The organism is Clostridium sp. CAG:221, from assembly GCA_000435835.1.
Lineage (GTDB): Bacteria > Bacillota > Clostridia > Clostridiales > Clostridiaceae > Clostridium.
In genome coordinates this window covers 1-18334 of sequence record FR883402.1, presented here as the reverse complement: position 1 = coordinate 18334, position 18334 = coordinate 1, and the positions used below count along the sequence as shown (strand labels likewise).

15 protein-coding genes are annotated in these 18334 nt (G+C 30.5%); 1 reads left to right on the top strand and 14 read right to left on the bottom strand.

What is annotated here, in order from left to right; translation table 11 throughout:
- Positions 1-79: 79 nt before the first annotated feature.
- From Q5O44_RS07540 to Q5O44_RS07480, 13 genes are all read right to left on the bottom strand, one after another.
- Positions 80-223: a hypothetical protein gene (locus tag Q5O44_RS07540; protein ID WP_022167796.1), complete on the bottom strand. Its 144-nt coding sequence runs from the start codon at positions 221-223 to the stop codon at positions 80-82.
- A gap of 121 nt (positions 224-344) precedes the next feature.
- A complete protein-coding gene (gene aspS, locus Q5O44_RS07535) occupies positions 345-2132 on the bottom strand; it encodes an aspartate--tRNA ligase (RefSeq protein WP_022167795.1) in 1788 nt (595 codons plus the stop codon).
- A gap of 12 nt (positions 2133-2144) precedes the next feature.
- A complete protein-coding gene (gene hisS / locus Q5O44_RS07530; RefSeq protein ID WP_022167794.1) occupies positions 2145-3395 on the bottom strand; it encodes a histidine--tRNA ligase in 1251 nt (416 codons plus the stop codon).
- 72 nt (positions 3396-3467) lie between these two features.
- Positions 3468-4889, bottom strand: a complete 1422-nt coding sequence (locus Q5O44_RS07525; RefSeq protein WP_022167793.1) for a coproporphyrinogen III oxidase — start codon at positions 4887-4889, stop codon at positions 3468-3470.
- Between the two features lie 14 nt (positions 4890-4903).
- Positions 4904-5515 (bottom strand): MBL fold metallo-hydrolase, encoded by a 612-nt coding sequence (locus tag Q5O44_RS07520; protein ID WP_022167792.1) that lies wholly within the window; start codon positions 5513-5515, stop codon positions 4904-4906.
- A gap of 184 nt (positions 5516-5699) precedes the next feature.
- The gene (dtd, locus tag Q5O44_RS07515; protein ID WP_022167791.1) at positions 5700-6149 is read right to left on the bottom strand and encodes a D-aminoacyl-tRNA deacylase; all 450 of its coding nucleotides are present in this window, start codon (positions 6147-6149) and stop codon (positions 5700-5702) included.
- A gap of 13 nt (positions 6150-6162) precedes the next feature.
- Positions 6163-8349, bottom strand: a complete 2187-nt coding sequence (locus Q5O44_RS07510; protein WP_022167790.1) for a bifunctional (p)ppGpp synthetase/guanosine-3',5'-bis(diphosphate) 3'-pyrophosphohydrolase — start codon at positions 8347-8349, stop codon at positions 6163-6165.
- 111 nt (positions 8350-8460) lie between these two features.
- Positions 8461-8979: an adenine phosphoribosyltransferase gene (locus Q5O44_RS07505; protein WP_022167789.1), complete on the bottom strand. Its 519-nt coding sequence runs from the start codon at positions 8977-8979 to the stop codon at positions 8461-8463.
- A 41-nt stretch (positions 8980-9020) separates the two neighbouring features.
- Positions 9021-9875, bottom strand: coding sequence for a DHH family phosphoesterase (locus Q5O44_RS07500; RefSeq protein WP_022167788.1), 855 nt, complete (start codon positions 9873-9875; stop codon positions 9021-9023).
- A 186-nt stretch (positions 9876-10061) separates the two neighbouring features.
- Positions 10062-10934 (bottom strand): protein translocase subunit SecF, encoded by an 873-nt coding sequence (gene secF / locus Q5O44_RS07495; RefSeq protein WP_022167787.1) that lies wholly within the window; start codon positions 10932-10934, stop codon positions 10062-10064.
- 4 nt (positions 10935-10938) lie between these two features.
- Positions 10939-12183 carry a protein translocase subunit SecD gene (gene secD, locus Q5O44_RS07490; protein WP_022167786.1) on the bottom strand — a complete coding sequence of 415 codons (1245 nt, stop codon included), beginning with the start codon at positions 12181-12183 and terminating at the stop codon, positions 10939-10941.
- Between the two features lie 238 nt (positions 12184-12421).
- The gene (locus Q5O44_RS07485; RefSeq protein WP_302637642.1) at positions 12422-14512 is read right to left on the bottom strand and encodes a glutamine synthetase III; all 2091 of its coding nucleotides are present in this window, start codon (positions 14510-14512) and stop codon (positions 12422-12424) included.
- A gap of 247 nt (positions 14513-14759) precedes the next feature.
- The gene (locus Q5O44_RS07480) at positions 14760-15713 is read right to left on the bottom strand and encodes an alpha/beta hydrolase (RefSeq protein ID WP_022167784.1); all 954 of its coding nucleotides are present in this window, start codon (positions 15711-15713) and stop codon (positions 14760-14762) included.
- Positions 15714-16028: 315 nt separating this feature from the next.
- Between Q5O44_RS07480 and Q5O44_RS07475 the strand changes: the two genes are divergently transcribed.
- Entirely contained in the window at positions 16029-17702 is a 1674-nt protein-coding gene (locus tag Q5O44_RS07475) for a ribonuclease J (RefSeq protein WP_022167783.1), read from the top strand.
- 175 nt (positions 17703-17877) lie between these two features.
- On the opposite strand, the gene Q5O44_RS07470 is transcribed toward Q5O44_RS07475, so the two are convergent.
- A partial coding sequence (locus Q5O44_RS07470) for a transposase (protein WP_302637641.1) occupies positions 17878-18334 on the bottom strand: 457 nt, incomplete at its 5' end.

Below are 18334 nucleotides of genomic sequence, written 5' to 3'. Positions count from 1 at the left end.
ATTTTTTATTAAATTTACAAAATCTATCGCACTTAATAAATATAGCCCTAGATTTCCTAGGGCCATATTGAAAAATATATTATTTTCTTTTCGTTAATTTTTTGTATACTTTCGCATTTGTAATTAAATCTTTAAAATCTTCTGCCATTTCAACTAATACATTACTTTTTTTCATGCTCTTCTTCATGGTTCTCTTCATCTTATTCATAGAATTGTTTTTCATTATAATCCCTCCTAAAGTTATAGCATAAAAAAGCTTATTTATATTTTCTGCAAATATATATTTTTTATGCTTAAAGATAAAAAAAGAAGCTATGCCTTTAAAGCTATAGCCTCTTTTAAAATTATTCTTCTTCTTTTTTTGTGATTATTAATCCTAATTCATCAATTTGTTTTTCATCAACTACGTTTGGTGCTTCACTTAAGTAACAGAAAGCGTTTTGGTTTTTAGGGAAAGCAATAACATCCTTAATATTTTCAGTTCCAGCTAAGAACATTACCATTCTATCTAAACCAAATGCTAATCCGCCGTGTGGTGGTGCTCCAAATTTAAGTGCTTGTAATAAGAATCCAAATGATTCCCAAGCTCTTTCTTCAGTGAATCCTAATGCTTTAAGCATTCTTTCTTGGACAGCAGAATCATGAATTCTGATAGATCCTCCACCTAATTCTTCACCATTTAATACTAAGTCATAAGCTTTAGCTCTTACTCTAGCTGGATCAGATTCAACAAATTCTAAATCTTCATCCATTGGTGATGTAAATGGATGGTGACATGCTTTAAATCTTTCTTCTTCTTCACTGTATTCAAAGAATGGGAATTCAGTAACCCAAGTGAAGTTAAACTCATTTTTATCTTTTATTAAATCAAATTGCTTAGCAAGTTCTAATCTTAATGCCCCTAAACTTTGTAATACAACAGAATCTTTATCTGCAACGATGAATATTGCATCACCAGTTTCAGCTCCCATAGTTTTCACTATATTTTCTGTTACATCATCTGTTAAGAATTTAGCTAAAGAAGATTTAACTCCATCTTCTTTTAATTGAATCCATGCAAGACCTTTTGCTCTATAAGTCTTAACGAATTCTCCTAATTTATCAATTGGTTTTCTTCCAAGTGATGCTCCACCTTTTAAGCATAATGCTCTAACAGAACCACCATTTTCTATAGCTGATTTAAACACTACGAAGTCCATATCTTTAACAGCTTCAGTAATATTTGTGATCTCCATACCAAATCTTAAATCTGGTTTATCACTACCATATTTCTCCATGGCATCTTTGAATGTCATTCTCTTTATTGGTAATTGTACATCTACACCAATTACTTCCTTAAATACTCTAGCAATTAATCCTTCATTTAATGCCATTACATCGTCTTGCTCCACAAAGCTTAATTCCATATCTACTTGAGTAAATTCTGGTTGTCTGTTAGCTCTTAAATCTTCATCTCTAAAGCATTTAGCTATTTGATAATATCTATCGAAACCAGACATCATTAATAATTGCTTATATAATTGTGGAGATTGTGGAAGTGCATAGAATTTTCCTTGATAATTTCTTGATGGTACTAAATAATCTCTTGCACCTTCTGGTGTTGATTTTCCTAAAACTGGAGTTTCAACATCTAAGAAATTATTTTCTTCTAAATAATCTCTTATTACCTTAGTAGTTTTGCTTCTTATAGCAAATATTCTATGCATATCAGGTCTTCTAAGATCTAAATATCTATATTTTAATCTTATATTTTCTGCTGCATCTAAATTTTCTTTTATATATATTGGTGGAGTATCTGATTCAGAAAGAATTTTTATTTCTTCACATAATAACTCAACCATTCCTGTTGGCATATTTTCATTAGGAGATTGTCTTTTTACAACTTCTCCAGTAACAGCTATACAGTATTCTGGTCTAACGCTTTTAGCTTTTTCAAAGCTTTCAGCATTTATCTCTTCACCAAAAACAATTTGCATTATTCCAGTTCTATCTCTAAGGTCTATAAATTCAAGACCTCCAAGCTTTCTATTTCTTTGAACCCATCCCATAAGAGTAATCTTACTTCCTATGTTTGCTTCTCTAGGTTCACCACACATCATAGTTCTTTTTAAGCCACCTAGTGCCTCACCCATTATAATTTCCTCCTAACTATTTAGTATTGCTACTATTTCTTCTATATTGTTTAAATTCACTTCAAACTGCTCACCATCGCTCATTCTCTTAAACTTTGCATTTCCAGTTTGAAGCTCATCATCACCTAAAACTACAGTAAACTTAGCTCCAATCTTATTAGCATACTTCATTTCTGCCTTTAAGCTTCTTCCCATATGGTTTATTTCAGTCTTTATACCTCTAGTTCTTAAAGCATTTGCCAGCTTGAATGATGCAAGCTTTCCATCTTCTCCTCTAGCTCCTATGTATAAATCATATAATCCTTCATTTGGAATTTCAATACCTTCATTTTGAAGTGTAAGTAGAAGTCTTTCTATTCCAAGACCAAAACCTACTGCTGGCATTTCTGGACCACCAAGTTGCTCTATAAGCCTATCATATCTTCCTCCACCACAAACAGTAAAATCATCATTTAATATTTCAAAAATAGTCTTTGTATAGTAATCTAATCCTCTAACTATTCCTGGATCCACTGTATAAGGTATATTTAATGCATCTAAATACTTCTTAACTTCAGTGAAGTGAGTATCACATTCTTCACACATGTAATCTAAGATTATCGGTGCATTTTTTGTAATTTCACCACAATTTTTATTTTTACAATCAAGAATTCTCATTGGATTCTTTTCAAATCTGCTTTGACATAAACCACATAAATCATCATAGTTTTCTTCTAAGAATTTCTTTAATGCTTCATTATACTTAGGTCTACAGTTAGGGCATCCTAAATTATTTATATTTAAGCTTAAGCTTTTTAAACCAAGACTCTTTAAAAATTCCATTGCAAAAGCAATTACTTCTGCATCCATTGATGGTTCCTTAGAACCAAAAACTTCTGTTCCAAATTGGTGGAATTGTCTTAATCTTCCCTTTTGTACATTTTCATATCTAAAGCATGGTATTGCGTAATAAAGCTTTGTAGGCTGTGCCTCATTAAACAGTCTATTTTCAATAAATGCTCTTACTACTGGTGCAGTACCTTCTGGTTTTAATGTAATACTTCTATTTCCTTTATCATTAAAAGTATACATTTCCTTTTGTACTATATCAGTTGTATCTCCTACACCTCTTAAAAATAAATCAGTATGCTCAAACATTGGCGTTCTGATTTCTCTCATTCCATAAAACTTTGCTATTTCTCTAAATTTATTTTCTACAAAGTGCCATTTATACGCATCTTGTGGTAACATATCCTTCGTACCTTTTGGTGCTTGAACTTCCATTTACACTATTCCTCCTTATATACGACTTACACACATAAAGCATGTGTTTTTTGTCTATAAAAAAGCCTTTTGCTATTTATATAGGCTATCTAATAACTTAATTTTTCCTTCAATCATTTCATCAATTCTATTTATATATTCTCTTAGGTCCTTAGCATTACCAAACCTTTCAATTCTATCTTCTTTTAAGAATACAGCTTTAGTAACAGCATCTGCTCCTAGGGCTATAATTGTCTGCTTATCTTCAATCATCTGAATATTATAAATACATTCTTTGCCCTTCTTAGAATACCCTAAATTCTCCATGTTGCCTACCATATTTTTTTGTCTATACATATAATATGGAGTTAATCCTAGCTCTGAAGCTAAAATTCTGCTTTCTTCATACATATCTGCCAGCTCTTTTTGTTTTTTCACTTGAATACCTTTTTTAAGTATGAAATTTTCATAAAGAATTGATGCTCTTTTTAATGATAGTCCATGTACTGTAAGACTATCTGGATGAAGCTTAAGTATTTCATCCTTAGTATGCTTTACTTCTTTGATACCTTCTCCTGGAAGTCCTATAATCATATCCATATTTATATCATCAAAGCCCATTTCTCTGGCCATATTGAATTTTTCAATAACGCTGTCAGAGTCATGTCCTCTTCCAATCATCTTTAATGTATCATCATTCATTGTTTGAGGATTAATGCTTATTCTTGTAACATCAAATTTCTTCATTGTTAAAAGCTTTTCTTTTGTTATACTATCAGGTCTTCCACATTCCACAGTAAATTCCACAAGGTTTTTATCTTTCACAAAAGCATCATAAACTTCTGACATTATTTCTTCAAACTCATCATTATTTACTGCAGTAGGAGTACCTCCACCAAAGTATACTGATTCAATTGCTAATCCTTTAAGATTAACATATTCTTTCAGTGCTCTGATTTCTTTTGTAAGTGCTTCTAAATATGGATTTACCATCTTTTTATTTCCCATTATTGGGTTAGCTGCAAATGAGCAATAGAAGCATCTTGTAGGGCAAAATGCCATACCAACATAAATAGCTATTTTCTTTTCATCTGTATTTACAAAGCTTTCCTCAGCTTTGGCAACTTCAATACATAACTCTGCTTTTTCTCTTGCTGCTAAATGTTTTTCTTTGAAAATCTCCACTATTTCTTCATTGCTTTTCCCTTCATTTAAGTACTTTAAAGCAATTTTAGATGGTCTAATTCCTACAAGTATTCCCCAAGGATGCTCTTCTCCTGTAATATCCTTTAATGATTCAAATACCAATCTTTTAATATCTTCTTTTATATTTTCGCCAATTAAGCTTTCCTTATAATATCCATTAAAAGCAAACGTTATTTTATTTTCTTCAATATTAATTATATATTCACCATCATCCACAAATTTCAGTTCATCTAGTGCAAAATATATATTGAACATTTGATAAACATCATATCTATATTTATGATCATTTAATCTAATTTTAATTTCCATTTCTTCTCCTTTGTTTAAAACAAATCATCTTGTAAAAAAGGATTTCTCATTGCTTCATACATTAAAGTTGAACTTGGTCCATGTCCTGGATATACATTAGTTTTCTTATCAAGTATCATCAGCTTTTCATTGATACTGTTAATAAGCTCTCCATGATTTCCGCCATAAAAATCACTTCTACCAACAGCTCCTTGGAATAATGTATCACCAGTAAATAGTTCATTATCTATTAAGAAGCACATTCCTCCTAAAGTATGGCCTGGAGTGTGGATGCATTTAATTTTCATCCCTGCAATTTCTAATTCGTCTCCATCTTTTATAAAATCATAACACTCTGGTAATTTACCAAATACAGTATTATCATTTTTCATACAAAGGATTTCCTTTTCATTTATATAAACAGGCACATTGAATCTATTTTTTAAGTCAACAACTGCTCCTACGTGGTCAGCATGACCATGTGTTAATAAAATTGCTTTTAAAGTGCACCCTAATTTTTCTATATTAGCAATAAGTCTTGCTCCTTCATCACCTGGATCAACTGCAAAAGCTTCATTTGTTTCTTCATTTATTATTATATAACAATTCTCCTGAAGCATCCCCACAGGAAAAGTCTTTATCATCATACAAAACACCCTCCTTTTTTTAAAATTATGAATTATGAATTACGAATTATGAATTAATGATGAAATTCTTACAGAATTTCTGAAAATTATATTTTTTCTAAATTCCGTTGAGGAATTTATTCCACAATTCATCATTCATCATTCATCATTTACTAAGTTCATCATTAACTAAGTTAATCATATACTAAAAGTTCTTTTTACTATCTAGCAGTATAGTAACAGGTCCATCATTTTGAATATCCACTTTCATGTCAGCTCCAAAAATTCCTGTTTCAACTTTTATGCCACACTCTTTAATCATTAAAACAAACTGATCATATAATTTTTTTGCTTCTTCTCCTCCTAAAGCAGCCATAAAATTAGGCCTTCTACCTTTTCTACAGTCTCCATATAAGGTAAATTGTGAAATTACAAGTATTTCTCCACCAATATCCATTAAAGATTTATTCATCTTAAAGTTTTCATCTTCAAAAATTCTTAAATTGATTATTTTATCCCTTATATATTTTAAATCTTCTTCATTGTCATCACAGCTTATGCCAATAAGCACATTGATTCCCTTATTAATAGCTCCTGTAATTTGGCCGTCTACCACTACTTTAGAACTTGTAACTCTTTGTACTACTGCTCTCATATTTTTTCTTCCTTTAATTATTTACTCTATATACATCAATAATTCCCTTAAGATGTCTTATTTTTTTCATGAGATCTTTTAATAGTTCAACTGTGTCTATCTTAACCTTTATGTTGACATATGCCATGCTACCTTTTGCTGACTTAGCATTTAAAGCGTTAAGTTGCAGATTAAGCTCTGATATTATTCCCATTATATCAGTAAGCAATCCACTTCTATCTTCAGCTTTAACTTGGATTTCAGCAATATAAGCTCTTCCATTTGAAGTTCCCCAAGAAACATCAACAACCTTATCTCCATCTTCCATTATGAGATTTTTCAAGTTACCGCAATCTGCTCTATGTACTGAAATACCTCTTCCCTTGGTGATATAACCCATTATATCGTCGCCTGGAACTGGATTACAGCATTTTGCAAATCTTATCATAAGATTATCAACACCTTTTACGGTAATTCCTACAGTTTGATCTATTTTATTTCTTTGTGCTTTAGAAATATTATCTTCAATGATTTTATTTGTATTTTCTTCAATAACCTTTTCATCTTTACTTTGATTTTCATCTTTTAGCTTCCAAATGAAAGATGACGCTGAAATTGCTCCAAGACCTATTAAAGCATACAAGTCATCCATTCCATTAATATTATTCCTCTTGACAAACTTCTCATAAGTTTCTCCTTTTGCAATATCTGCAAAATGAACACCTTGCTTCTTAAGTTCTTTTTCAAATAATTCTTTTCCCTTGCTGATATTTTCTTCCTTCTTAGCCTTTTTAAACCAAGATCTTATCTTACTTTTAGCCTGATTACTTTTAGCAATATTAAGCCAATCCATATTAGGGCCCTTTGCATTATTTGATGTTAATACTTCCACAATTTCCCCTGTTTTAAGTTTATAGTCTAAAGGTACAATTTTACCATTAACCTTGGCACCTACACATTTATTACCTATATCAGTGTGGATTCTATATGCAAAATCAATTGGTGTTGCTCCATTTGGTAAATCGATAACTACACCTTTTGGCGTAAATAAAAAGATTTCATCAGTAAATAAATCTATTTTAAATCCTTCAATAAATTCTTGTGCATCTGCTGTTTCCTTTTGGAATTCAAGCATATCTCTAAGCCATACCAGCTTACTTTCAAAATTTTTCTCCTTAGTTTCACCATTATTGTCGCCTTCTTTATATTTCCAATGAGCGGCAATACCGTATTCTGCTGTTCTATGCATTTCAAAAGTTCTTATTTGAATCTCAAATGTCTTTCCTTGTGGACCAATTACTGTTGTATGAAGTGATTGATACATATTAGGTTTAGGCATTGCTATATAATCCTTGAATCTTCCTGGAATAGGCTTATAAATTGTATGTACGATCCCTAAGACTTCATAACAATCTTTCACAGTATTTACAAGAACTCTTATGGCTGTCAAATCAAATATTTGCTCTATACTCTTATTTTTAGTTACCATTTTCTTGTATATACTAAAGAAATGCTTAGGTCTTCCATCAATATCTGAATCAATTCCAGCTTCTTCAAGCTTATTATACATATCTTCAATAATCTTCTTAATGTATATTTCTCTTTCTGTTCTCTTTTCTGCAACTTGCTTAACTAAGTCATAATATTCTTCTTCATGAAGGTATCTGAAAGATAAATCTTCTAGTTCCCACTTAATCTTAGAAATCCCCAGCCTGTGTGCAAGTGGTGCATAAATATCTAATGTTTCCATAGCAGTTTTCTTTTGTTTTTCTTTTTTCCTATACTTAAGTGTTCGCATATTATGTAGTCTATCAGCCAATTTTATTATTATTACTCTAATATCATCAGCCATAGCAAGTAGCATCTTTCTAAAATTATCTGCTTGCTGCTCTTCTTTAGACTTATATTCCATCTTAGTTATTTTTGTTACTCCACTAACTAAGTTGGCTACTTCTTCACCAAATAGATTCTTTATATCATCATAAGTATATTCAGTGTCCTCGATTACATCATGTAAAAGCCCTGCTACAATAGTACTTGTATCCATTCCTAGTTCTGCTAAAATCGTAGCTACTTCTATTGGATGTATGATGTATGGCTCACCAGAATCTCTCTTTTGTTCCTTATGGGCTTCAAAAGCTAAATTATAAGCTTTATCTACCATATCCATATTAATATTTACACAGTTTTCTTTAATTTTTTTTACTAACATCTCTAACATTAAGATTTATCTCCTTAAGATAAATTTATTACTCTAAAGTCAATGGCTGGTTAACTAACCAGCCATTTTTTATTAATATTATATATTATAATTTATTTATTTTCAATAAAATTACACATCATATTGTACTAATGACATAATTTCATAACCTTCTAATTTATCTCTACCTTTTAATTCAGTAAGTTCAATAGCAAAATCTAATGCTACAACTTCAGCTCCTACTTTTTCAACAAGTTTAGCAACTGCTTCAACAGTTCCTCCTGTAGCTAATAAATCGTCAACTATAGCTACTTTTTGCCCTTTTTTTATAGCATCTTTATGAATTTCTAAGACGTCAACACCATATTCTAATGAATAATCCACAGAAACTGTTTCTGCTGGTAATTTACCTTTCTTTCTTACAGGAACAAATCCTACACCTAAAGCATATGCTACAGGAACTCCAAAAATAAATCCTCTAGCTTCTGGTCCTAATATTACATCTACATTTTTATCTTTTAAATGTTCTACAATCCTATCTATTGATTCTTTAAATGCTTCTCCATCAGCTACTAAAGTAGTAATGTCTTTAAAACTTATTCCTTCTTTTGGGAACCCTTCAATGACTCTTATCTTTTCTTTAAGATCCATATGTTCTTCCTCCAATATCACTAATATTTATATATACATAATTATATATTCTCTCTGGATTTATTTAAATACTTTGTAATTTGTTGCGCTCGTTCCTTTTTATTTGTTATCAATAATTCAATAATAATACGAGCATTATCCATCATTGTAACTACATTTATTGTTGGTGTAATTACATCCGTTATCTTACAAATAAATTCATCATCTATTTCAACAGTATCATATGCATCCATTATTGCTCTTAACCCATAGTTATTGGTATTTATTAAAAATTTCTTTCCCTCTTTTAATATTACACCATTTTCACCCTTTAATGGTACATTAGCCCACTTTTCTCCAATTAAAATCAAATCTAAATACTTATTTATGCTTTTTATATTATAGTAAATTGCAATTGCCTGCATCAATTTGAATGTTAGTCCACTTATAGACAAATCCTTATATCTATATTGACATCCTTTTTGACACGGATTTATATATATGTATTCTTTATCAGTATTTACATTTTTATTCTCAATTGAAATAATATCAATTCCAAGATTCTTGCATAATTCTTCTTCTTCTTTTGAATTTAAATCTATTCCTAAATTAATAAGTAGCTCTCCACCTAAAAAATGAACATTATTCACTATATCTTGACAATTGATTTTGGAATTTCCCGAAGGATCATCATGGACTACATATTCAATATCTGCATTTAAATATTTCAAAACCAGTATTAGGGATGAAATAGCACATAGTCCATCTACATTTGGTATCCCATATAAAACAATTTTTTCTCTAGTATTTATTGCTGATACCATTCGCTCAATTGCTCTATTCATATCTTTAAGTAAAAAGGGATTATATCCACTTATGTAATTTGGACTATATATACTTTCCCAAAACTTACGCATGACAAACTCCTCCACAATATTTAAGAAAACATTTATATTATAATGTATATTTATGAACTTTACAAATGTTTTATATAAAAAAAATAAATTTTTGCCAACTTTCTTACTTTTGTACTATTTATCTGCTATTTTTGCTAAAAATAAAAGCAGCCTTTCCTTTAGAATGGCTGCTTTTTACTAATTACTTTAAGCTACTTTTGCTGTATTATGTTTATTCTTTTTTTCCTTTATTAATACCCATAACGGTGATGCTATAAAGATTGATGAATATGCCCCTACTGCAATACCAATAAATAGTGGAAATGCAAATTCTCTTACACTTGGTACAAATATATTTACAGCCCCAATTATTATTAATGTTGTTAAAGATGTATTAATGGATCTTGATAAAGTTTGATTAATACTCTTATCAGCTATTTCAGTATAACTTGATCTTCTCATACCTTTTGCATTTTCTCTTATTCTGTCAAATACAACAATTGTATCATTGATTGAATAACCTACAATTGTAAGCATTGCTGCAATGAATGGAGTATTTATATTTATATCGAATACTAGATATACAGTTAGCGTTATAAGCACATCGTGTAATAAAGCAATGATTGCTGCAACACCAAAGGCAAGTTGGAATCTGATAGCTATATAAACAAGCATTGCTACACATGCTACTCCAACTGCAATTAATGACTTTCTAGTAAGTTCCTTACCAACAGCACCACCTATTTGATTTTGTTCTACCAATGCTGTATCGTCAAGTTCAAAAGTTTCTTCAATTTCATTTAAAAGTTCTGAACTTGTTGTTTCATCTAATACTGTTGATTTTATTTCGTACTGAGTATCATTAACAATCTTACAAGATGCAGATGAATCATATTTATTTATTATTTCATCTAGTGCTGCTGTATCAAGTTTTTCACCAAGCTCCACTTGAAGCTTAGTTCCACCTTTAAAGTCTATCCCAAAGTTTAACCCTCTAGTGAATAATAAAACTAATCCTACTAATATTACTGTAAGGGATATTGAAAACCATATTTTTTTCTTTTCTACAACTTTTATCATTTTCTTACCCCCTCTTTACTCTAAAGTGAGCTGGAGTCTTTAACAATCCCATGTTAACTCCTAATTTCATTAATGTCTTTGTTACAACTAATGCTGTAAACATACTTACCACTATACCAATCATTAATGTTACTGCAAACCCTTTTACAGTACCAGTTCCCATATAATAAAGAACCAAACCAGCTATTATAGTAGTGATATTTGAATCCACAATTGAAGATAATGCATTATGGAATCCTTTATCAACTGCTGTTTTTACTGATAAGCCTTTCTTTAATTCTTCTCTTATTCTTTCAAATATAAGTACATTAGCGTCTACTGCCATACCAACTGTAAGCAGGAATGCTGCAATACCTGGTAATGTAAGTGCAACACCATTTTCTGAGAAGATAAAAAGTACTAATGTTGTATATAAAGTTAATGCCATAGAAGCAATAATTCCTGGAATTCTATAGTATGCAATCATGAATATGAATATAGCACCTATACCTATAGCTCCTGCTTTAATAGCATTAGGTAAAGCTTCTTCACCTAATTGCGCTCCAACATTGCTGATTGATGCAACTTCTATGCTTACTGGTAATGCCCCTGCATTGATTAAGCTTGCTAGTGTTTTAGCTTCTTCAACATCTGCACTACCTGATATTATGGCTTCACCATCTGTTATTGCACTTTGAACTTTTGGTTTTGATATTAATTCATCATCCATATAAATACTTATTGTTTTACCAATATTTGCAGCTGTTGCTTGTGCAAATTTATTTTTTCCTTCTGCATTAAGCTTTAATGATACTACTGGTTTATTAGTTTGGTTATCCATAACTACACTTGCACTTTCAATATCTGAACCGCTTATAACAACATTTCCTTCTGAATCTTTAAATGTTAATTCACCAGTAGCAGATAAACTGTCAACTAACTCCTTAGAATCATATTGACCAGGAATTTCTACCCTTATTCTGTTGTTTCCTTCTGTAGTAACTGCTGTTTCAGCAACTCCTAATTTATTAACTCTTAAATCAATTAATTCACGAGTTTTTTCTAAATCTTCTACACTGACATCTGCATCTTTTATTTCCATTAGCACAGATACTCCACCTTGTAAGTCTAGCCCCTTAGTAATGGTTTTTTCAAAGTTCTTAAATTCCCATCCACCTATTTCAAAACCTTTAAAGCCTGTAAATGCTAAAAAGGCTATAACAATAAAGGATAGTATAAACAATACTGTACTTCTGCCTTTTGTTTTCATGTTCTTCCCCCTCTGTTGCTTTCATATCACTTTAATTATATTATGTATATCTTATAATGGCAAGCAACATTAATACTTTATGGAATTTATAGAAATTATATTCTGTAATATTTTAATTTTTTTATTTTTTATGTAACCCTGGCATGATAAAAAATTCCATCATATATAGTTATATCAAATATACCTATATAATAATGGAATTTATAATAATTTAAGATAAATTATAGCTAACTTTTAACTAAACGCTAAATAATAAATCTGTATAAGTTGGTAAAGGCCAATATTCTTTTCCTACTATTGTTTCAAGAGCATCAATATCTTCTCTTAAATCATCCATTGCTGCAACTACTTCAAACTTATAAGCATATGCTTGTTCATAACTTTCTTCAATCCCTTCAGCCTTAAGAAGAACATTTTCAAGGACTTTTACCTTTTCATCTGCACTATTTGTTAAAATACATACTTTTTCTAAAAGTTCATCCTGACAATTTAATCTAAGTGATAATCCTGTGGATTTCATTTCATTAATTCCTTTAGCTAATTTTCCTGCAAAGCTTATCACTGCTGGTAATATCTCTCTCTTAGTCATTTCAATCATAGTTAAAGCTTCAATATTAATTGTCTTACTATAGTTTTCAAGACTTATTTCATATCTTGAATGAACTTCTTCTCTTGTAAGCACATTGTGTTTTTCCAATACTTCAATATTTTTTTCATCTAATAATGACTTTATTGATTCCACTGTTGTTGTAATATTAGGAAGCCCTCTTCTTGCTGCTTCTTCAATCCAATCTTCAGAATAACCATTACCATTAAATATAATTCTCTTATGCTTCTTAACAGTTTCAATAATTATGTCATTAACTTCTGCTTCTACATCATGTGCTTTTTCAAGTCTATCAGCAAATTCTGAAAGCACTTCTGCTACTATAGCATTAAGAACAAAGTTTGGACCAGATATTGAACCTGATGATGGGCACATTCTAAATTCAAATTTATTTCCTGTAAATGCAAATGGCGAAGTCCTATTTCTATCTGTTGCATCTTTAGGAAGAGCTGGTAATGTTGAAACACCAATCCTTAACTTTTTATTTGTTGTTACAGCAAGCTCATCCCCATTTTCAATTTGTTCTAATATATTAGTAAGTTGTTCCCCTAAGAACATAGATACTATTGCCGGTGGCGCCTCATTAGCTCCAAGTCTATGATCATTACCTGCATTTGCTGCTGAAGCTCTTAAAAGTGGAGCATACTCATCAACGGCTTTAACTACTGCCACTAAGAATAATAGGAATTGTTCATTTGCTTCTGGTGACTTTCCAGGTTCTAAAAGATTTATTCCATCATCTGTTGCCATAGACCAGTTGTTATGCTTTCCTGAACCGTTAACTCCAGCAAAAGGTTTTTCATGTAAAAGACATACAAGTCCATGTCTTAATGCTACCTTTTTCATAACTTCCATTGTAAGTTGATTATGATCTGTTGATATATTAGTTGTTGTAAATACAGGTGCTAATTCGTGTTGTGCTGGTGCAACCTCGTTATGCTTAGTTTTAGCATATATTCCAAGTTTCCAAAGTTCTTCATCAACTTCTTTCATGTAATTTGATACTCTTTCTTTAATAGTTCCAAAATAATGATCTTCTAATTCTTGTCCCTTTGGAGCTTTAGCACCAAACAAAGTTCTTCCTGTAAGAATTAAATCTTTTCTTTGGTCATATAGTTTTTTATCAATTAAGAAATATTCTTGTTCTGGTCCCACTGTAGTAATAACTCTTTTGGTGTTTGTATTGCCTAATGCTCTAAGCACTCTTACCGCTTGCTTTGAAATAGCTTCCATAGACCTTAAAAGCGGAGTTTTCTTATCTAATGCTTCACCGTTATAAGAACAGAAAGCTGTTGGAATACAAAGTGTATCATCTTTTACAAAAGCAGGAGATGTACAATCCCATGCAGTATATCCCCTTGCTTCAAATGTAGCTCTCAAACCACCAGAAGGAAATGAAGATGCATCAGGCTCACCTTTAATCAGTTCTTTACCTGAAAACTCTAAAATAACTTCTCCATTACCTGTTGGATTAATAAATGCATCATGTTTTTCTGCTGTAATTCCAGTCATTGGTTGAAACCAATGAGTAAAATGTGTTGCTCCCTTTTCAATTGCCCAATCTTTCATTGCTGAAGCTACAACTTCTGCAACCGATAGCTCTAATTCTTTTCCTTCTTCAATAGTCTTTTTTAGCGCTTTATAAGTAGCCTTTGGTAAACATTCCTTCATTACAGAATCATTAAATACATTTGAACCAAATATTTCATTTAATCTACTCATTACAGTACCTCCATCAAACAAAAAAGGCGCCCTCAAATATTTTAGATATCTATCTCAAAATAAGATACCTAAACATTTGAAAACGCCGTTGTCTTCTAAAATTTTATTCATTTATATTATACTAATATAATATATCTTTATTTTATTAATGTCAATGTATATTATAATTTTTTTATTATAAAAGTAATTTTTTCATAAAAGTATACACAATTATTTTTACACCTTAATTATAACAACTTAACTTTAACTATTCTACATATTTTTCTAAGAAATCAACTATACTTGTCCAATACAATTCTGGATTAGTAGAAGAAGCTTTTGCATGTGCTGCACCTTCTATTACAACCTTTTCCTTTTCAGCATTACACGCCTCATATAATTCTTCCTGCATTTCAAAAGGTACAAAACTATCACTATCTCCATGAATAAATAGTGTTGGAGTCACTGATTTCTTTACCTGCTTAATTGCTGAAGCATCGCTAATAAAATACCCTGCTCTTATCTTACATATAATATTTGCAATATTCATCATTGGAAATTCAGGTAAATTAAACAATACTTTTAACTGATAGGCAAATTGATCCCAAGCTGACGTATATCCACAATCTTCTACAATCGCTTTTACATTTGAAGGAAGCTCTTCTCCTGAAACCATCATCACTGTTGCTGCTCCCATTGAAACACCAAACAGTACTATTTCTGCTTTCTTATCTTCAGCAATTATATAATCTATAAGATTCATGATATCATTTCTATCATCCCACCCCATACCTATATAATCTCCTTCACTTTCTCCATGTCCTCTTAAGTCTGGAATCATTACATTATATCCCATATTATAAAATTTCTCTGCATAATAAGCCATTCCAACTCCACTAGATGTATAGCCGTGTACTGGTATAACCCACTTATTACTGGTATATTCATTAATAATCTTATAATTATGAAGTTTTAGTCCATCATCTGATGTGATATATACATCACTATACCCACTCTCATCCTCCAGCCAATTTTTTGTTTCTTCAGTAACATCACCACTAGTTTCTTCTTGTGTCACATCATTTTTTGATGAATTAAAAACCATATCTTTCGAAACACTAGGGTTCACAGCAAGATTATATAAATAGTTGCCACCTATTCCTAAAATTAAAGCACAAAGCAATGCTAATATAACAATAATAACCATAATTATTTTCTTCATCCTTATTTCTCCTTATCAGTATATTGTAAAACCTAAACAATGATTACCTTCATAAAAGTAATTATGACTATTATATATTAAAATTTATTTATTTCATAGTTAATTTTATGTTATACTTAAAATCAACCTCATTTATCAAAAATTTTTTCCATAGAATAAAAAAAGAATATAATTAAGTTGATATTATTTTAAGTTAATAAAATTTTATTGATTAATTAGAAACCATTATATATAATTAAACTACTAATTATAATATGGAAAAATTATAGATTTTAATAATAATTATTATAAATTGCGTTAAGAATTGGAGATTATATGAGAACTAAAAAAAGCAAAGTAAAATTAATTCCGTTAGGCGGATTATGCGAAATTGGGAAAAATATCACTGCAATTGAGTATGAAAATGAAATAATTGTAATTGATTGCGGTCTTTCTTTCCCTGACAATGAGATGTACGGAATAGACTTAGTAATTCCAGATATATCTTATCTTTTAGAAAATAGAGAAAAGGTTAAAGGAATCTTTATAACACATGGTCATGAAGATCATATAGGTGCTCTTCCATATATATTAAAGGAAATTAATGTTCCAGTTTATGCAAGTAAATTCACTTTAAGCCTTATTGAAAGCAAGCTAATTGAATTTAATATGGTATCAAGCTGCTCATTAAATGAAATCACTTTAAAGGAACCTATAAAGACAGAGCACTTTGCCTGTGAATTCATCAGAACATGTCACAGTATCGCTGATTCATGTTCATTAGCAATAACAACACCTCAAGGTGTCATCTTCCATACTGGTGATTTCAAAATAGATTATACACCTGTAGATGGCGAAGTTATTGACTTACAACGTATATCTGAAATAGGTAAAAGACGTGTTCTTTTATTAATGGCTGATAGTACAAATGCCACAAGAGAAGGCTTTACTATTTCCGAGACTATAATTGGACAAAATCTTACAAGACTATTTAGAAATGCTAAAGGAAGAGTAATAGTTGCTACTTTCTCATCTAATGTACATAGAGTTCAACAAGTAATCAATTCTTCTATAACATATGGAAGAAAAGTTGCATTTAGTGGTAGAAGCATGGAGAAAATTTCACAAATTGCCATGGATTTAGGTTATTTAAAAGTTCCTAAAAACACCATTATCAAACTTGATGATATACATAAATATCCTGATAATAAGGTTACTATTATCACTACTGGAAGTCAAGGTGAACCAATGTCTGCATTATCAAGAATCGCCTCAGGCAACCATAAAAAAATAGCTTTAAAAGAAAAAGATTATATAATTATTTCTGCTTCACCTATTCCAGGAAATACAAAGCTTATCACAAAACTTATTGATGTGTTAATAAGCAAAGGTGCAGAAGTTATCTATGATGCCATGGAAGAAGTTCATGTATCTGGTCATGCATGTAGAGAAGAATTAAAACTTATCCATTCTCTAATAAAGCCAAAGTATTTCGTTCCTGTTCATGGTGAATACAGACATCTTAAAGAACATGCTGAACTGGCAAAATCTTTAGGCATGGATGAAAAGAATATCTTCCTTTTAGATAACGGTGATGTACTTGAACTTACAGGCAAGAAAGCTGTCAAAACAAAATCAGTTCATACTGGAACAGTTTATGTTGATGGTAGCGGAGTTGGAGACGTAGGAAATATTGTATTAAGAGATAGAAAAGTATTATCACAAGATGGTATCCTTACTGCTGTTCTTGCAATAGATAAGGATGCAAAAGAAATCATTTCTGGACCTGATATAATTTCAAGAGGATTTGTCTATGTAAAAGACTCTAATGATTTATTAAACGAAACCACTGATTTAATCAAAAGAGAAGTAGAATACTGTTTAGATAACGATATTTTAGACTGGTATTCAATTAAGTCTAAAATCAAGAGTTCACTTGGACATTTCCTATATACAAAGACTAAAAGAAAGCCTATGATAATTCCAGTAATCGTGGAAAAAGAACAATAAAATAAAGAAGGGGACGTCTCATAAATGATTTTTAAATCATTTATGTAGACGCCCTCTTTTTTGTTTTTTAGAAAAATTATTCAGTTTATATTATGTAATTAGTGGTAATAAATTTAATTTTAAACACAACAAATAGAAGGTATTAATCCTTCTATTTGTTTTACATATTATTCCACTAAGCTGTTTTAGGAATGTGTAATAATATTCCATTTGTGTTTTTAATATTTTTATTAAATAATTTTTGAATATTATAAGCAAATGCGAGCAATGTAAATTCTACCAATACATTCTTCTTACCACGAAGTAAGAATCTTCTAAATGCATAATCTTGTTTTAAAACTCCAAATACACCTTCGACCTGAATAGAACGATTCATTCTTAAAATTTTTCCTTCGGGCGTTGAAATATTTTTAAGAGATTCATTACGTTTTTCAAGAAAATCTTTAGATACATGAAATCTCTTATTCCCTTTAGCTTTAGTACATTTATCTTTATATGGACAGCCATTACAGTTTTCACTTTCGTAAATGGTCACTACTGATTTATAGTTAGATTTAGATACTTTAATTTTGCTTGAAACAGGAATTAATCTTTTTCCATATGCACATATGTAATAATCATCCTCAGCATTA

What these genes read in the sequence shown, in the direction of transcription:
- aspS (WP_022167795.1), bottom strand. Translation starts at nt 2,132, where the DNA reads ATGGGTGAGGCACTAGGTGGCTTAAAAAGAACTATGATGTGTGGTGAA.
- secD (WP_022167786.1), bottom strand. Translation starts at nt 12,183, where the DNA reads ATGAAAACAAAAGGCAGAAGTACAGTATTGTTTATACTATCCTTTATT.
- Q5O44_RS07500 (WP_022167788.1), bottom strand. Translation starts at nt 9,875, where the DNA reads ATGCGTAAGTTTTGGGAAAGTATATATAGTCCAAATTACATAAGTGGA.
- Q5O44_RS07505 (WP_022167789.1), bottom strand. Translation starts at nt 8,979, where the DNA reads ATGGATCTTAAAGAAAAGATAAGAGTCATTGAAGGGTTCCCAAAAGAA.
- Q5O44_RS07485 (WP_302637642.1), bottom strand. Translation starts at nt 14,512, where the DNA reads ATGAGTAGATTAAATGAAATATTTGGTTCAAATGTATTTAATGATTCT.
- Q5O44_RS07540 (WP_022167796.1), bottom strand. Translation starts at nt 223, where the DNA reads ATGAAAAACAATTCTATGAATAAGATGAAGAGAACCATGAAGAAGAGC.
- secF (WP_022167787.1), bottom strand. Translation starts at nt 10,934, where the DNA reads ATGATAAAAGTTGTAGAAAAGAAAAAAATATGGTTTTCAATATCCCTT.
- Q5O44_RS07525 (WP_022167793.1), bottom strand. Translation starts at nt 4,889, where the DNA reads ATGGAAATTAAAATTAGATTAAATGATCATAAATATAGATATGATGTT.
- dtd (WP_022167791.1), bottom strand. Translation starts at nt 6,149, where the DNA reads ATGAGAGCAGTAGTACAAAGAGTTACAAGTTCTAAAGTAGTGGTAGAC.
- Q5O44_RS07510 (WP_022167790.1), bottom strand. Translation starts at nt 8,349, where the DNA reads ATGTTAGAGATGTTAGTAAAAAAAATTAAAGAAAACTGTGTAAATATT.
- hisS (WP_022167794.1), bottom strand. Translation starts at nt 3,395, where the DNA reads ATGGAAGTTCAAGCACCAAAAGGTACGAAGGATATGTTACCACAAGAT.
- Q5O44_RS07475 (WP_022167783.1), top strand. Translation starts at nt 16,029, where the DNA reads ATGAGAACTAAAAAAAGCAAAGTAAAATTAATTCCGTTAGGCGGATTA.
- Q5O44_RS07520 (WP_022167792.1), bottom strand. Translation starts at nt 5,515, where the DNA reads ATGATGATAAAGACTTTTCCTGTGGGGATGCTTCAGGAGAATTGTTAT.
- Q5O44_RS07480 (WP_022167784.1), bottom strand. Translation starts at nt 15,713, where the DNA reads ATGAAGAAAATAATTATGGTTATTATTGTTATATTAGCATTGCTTTGT.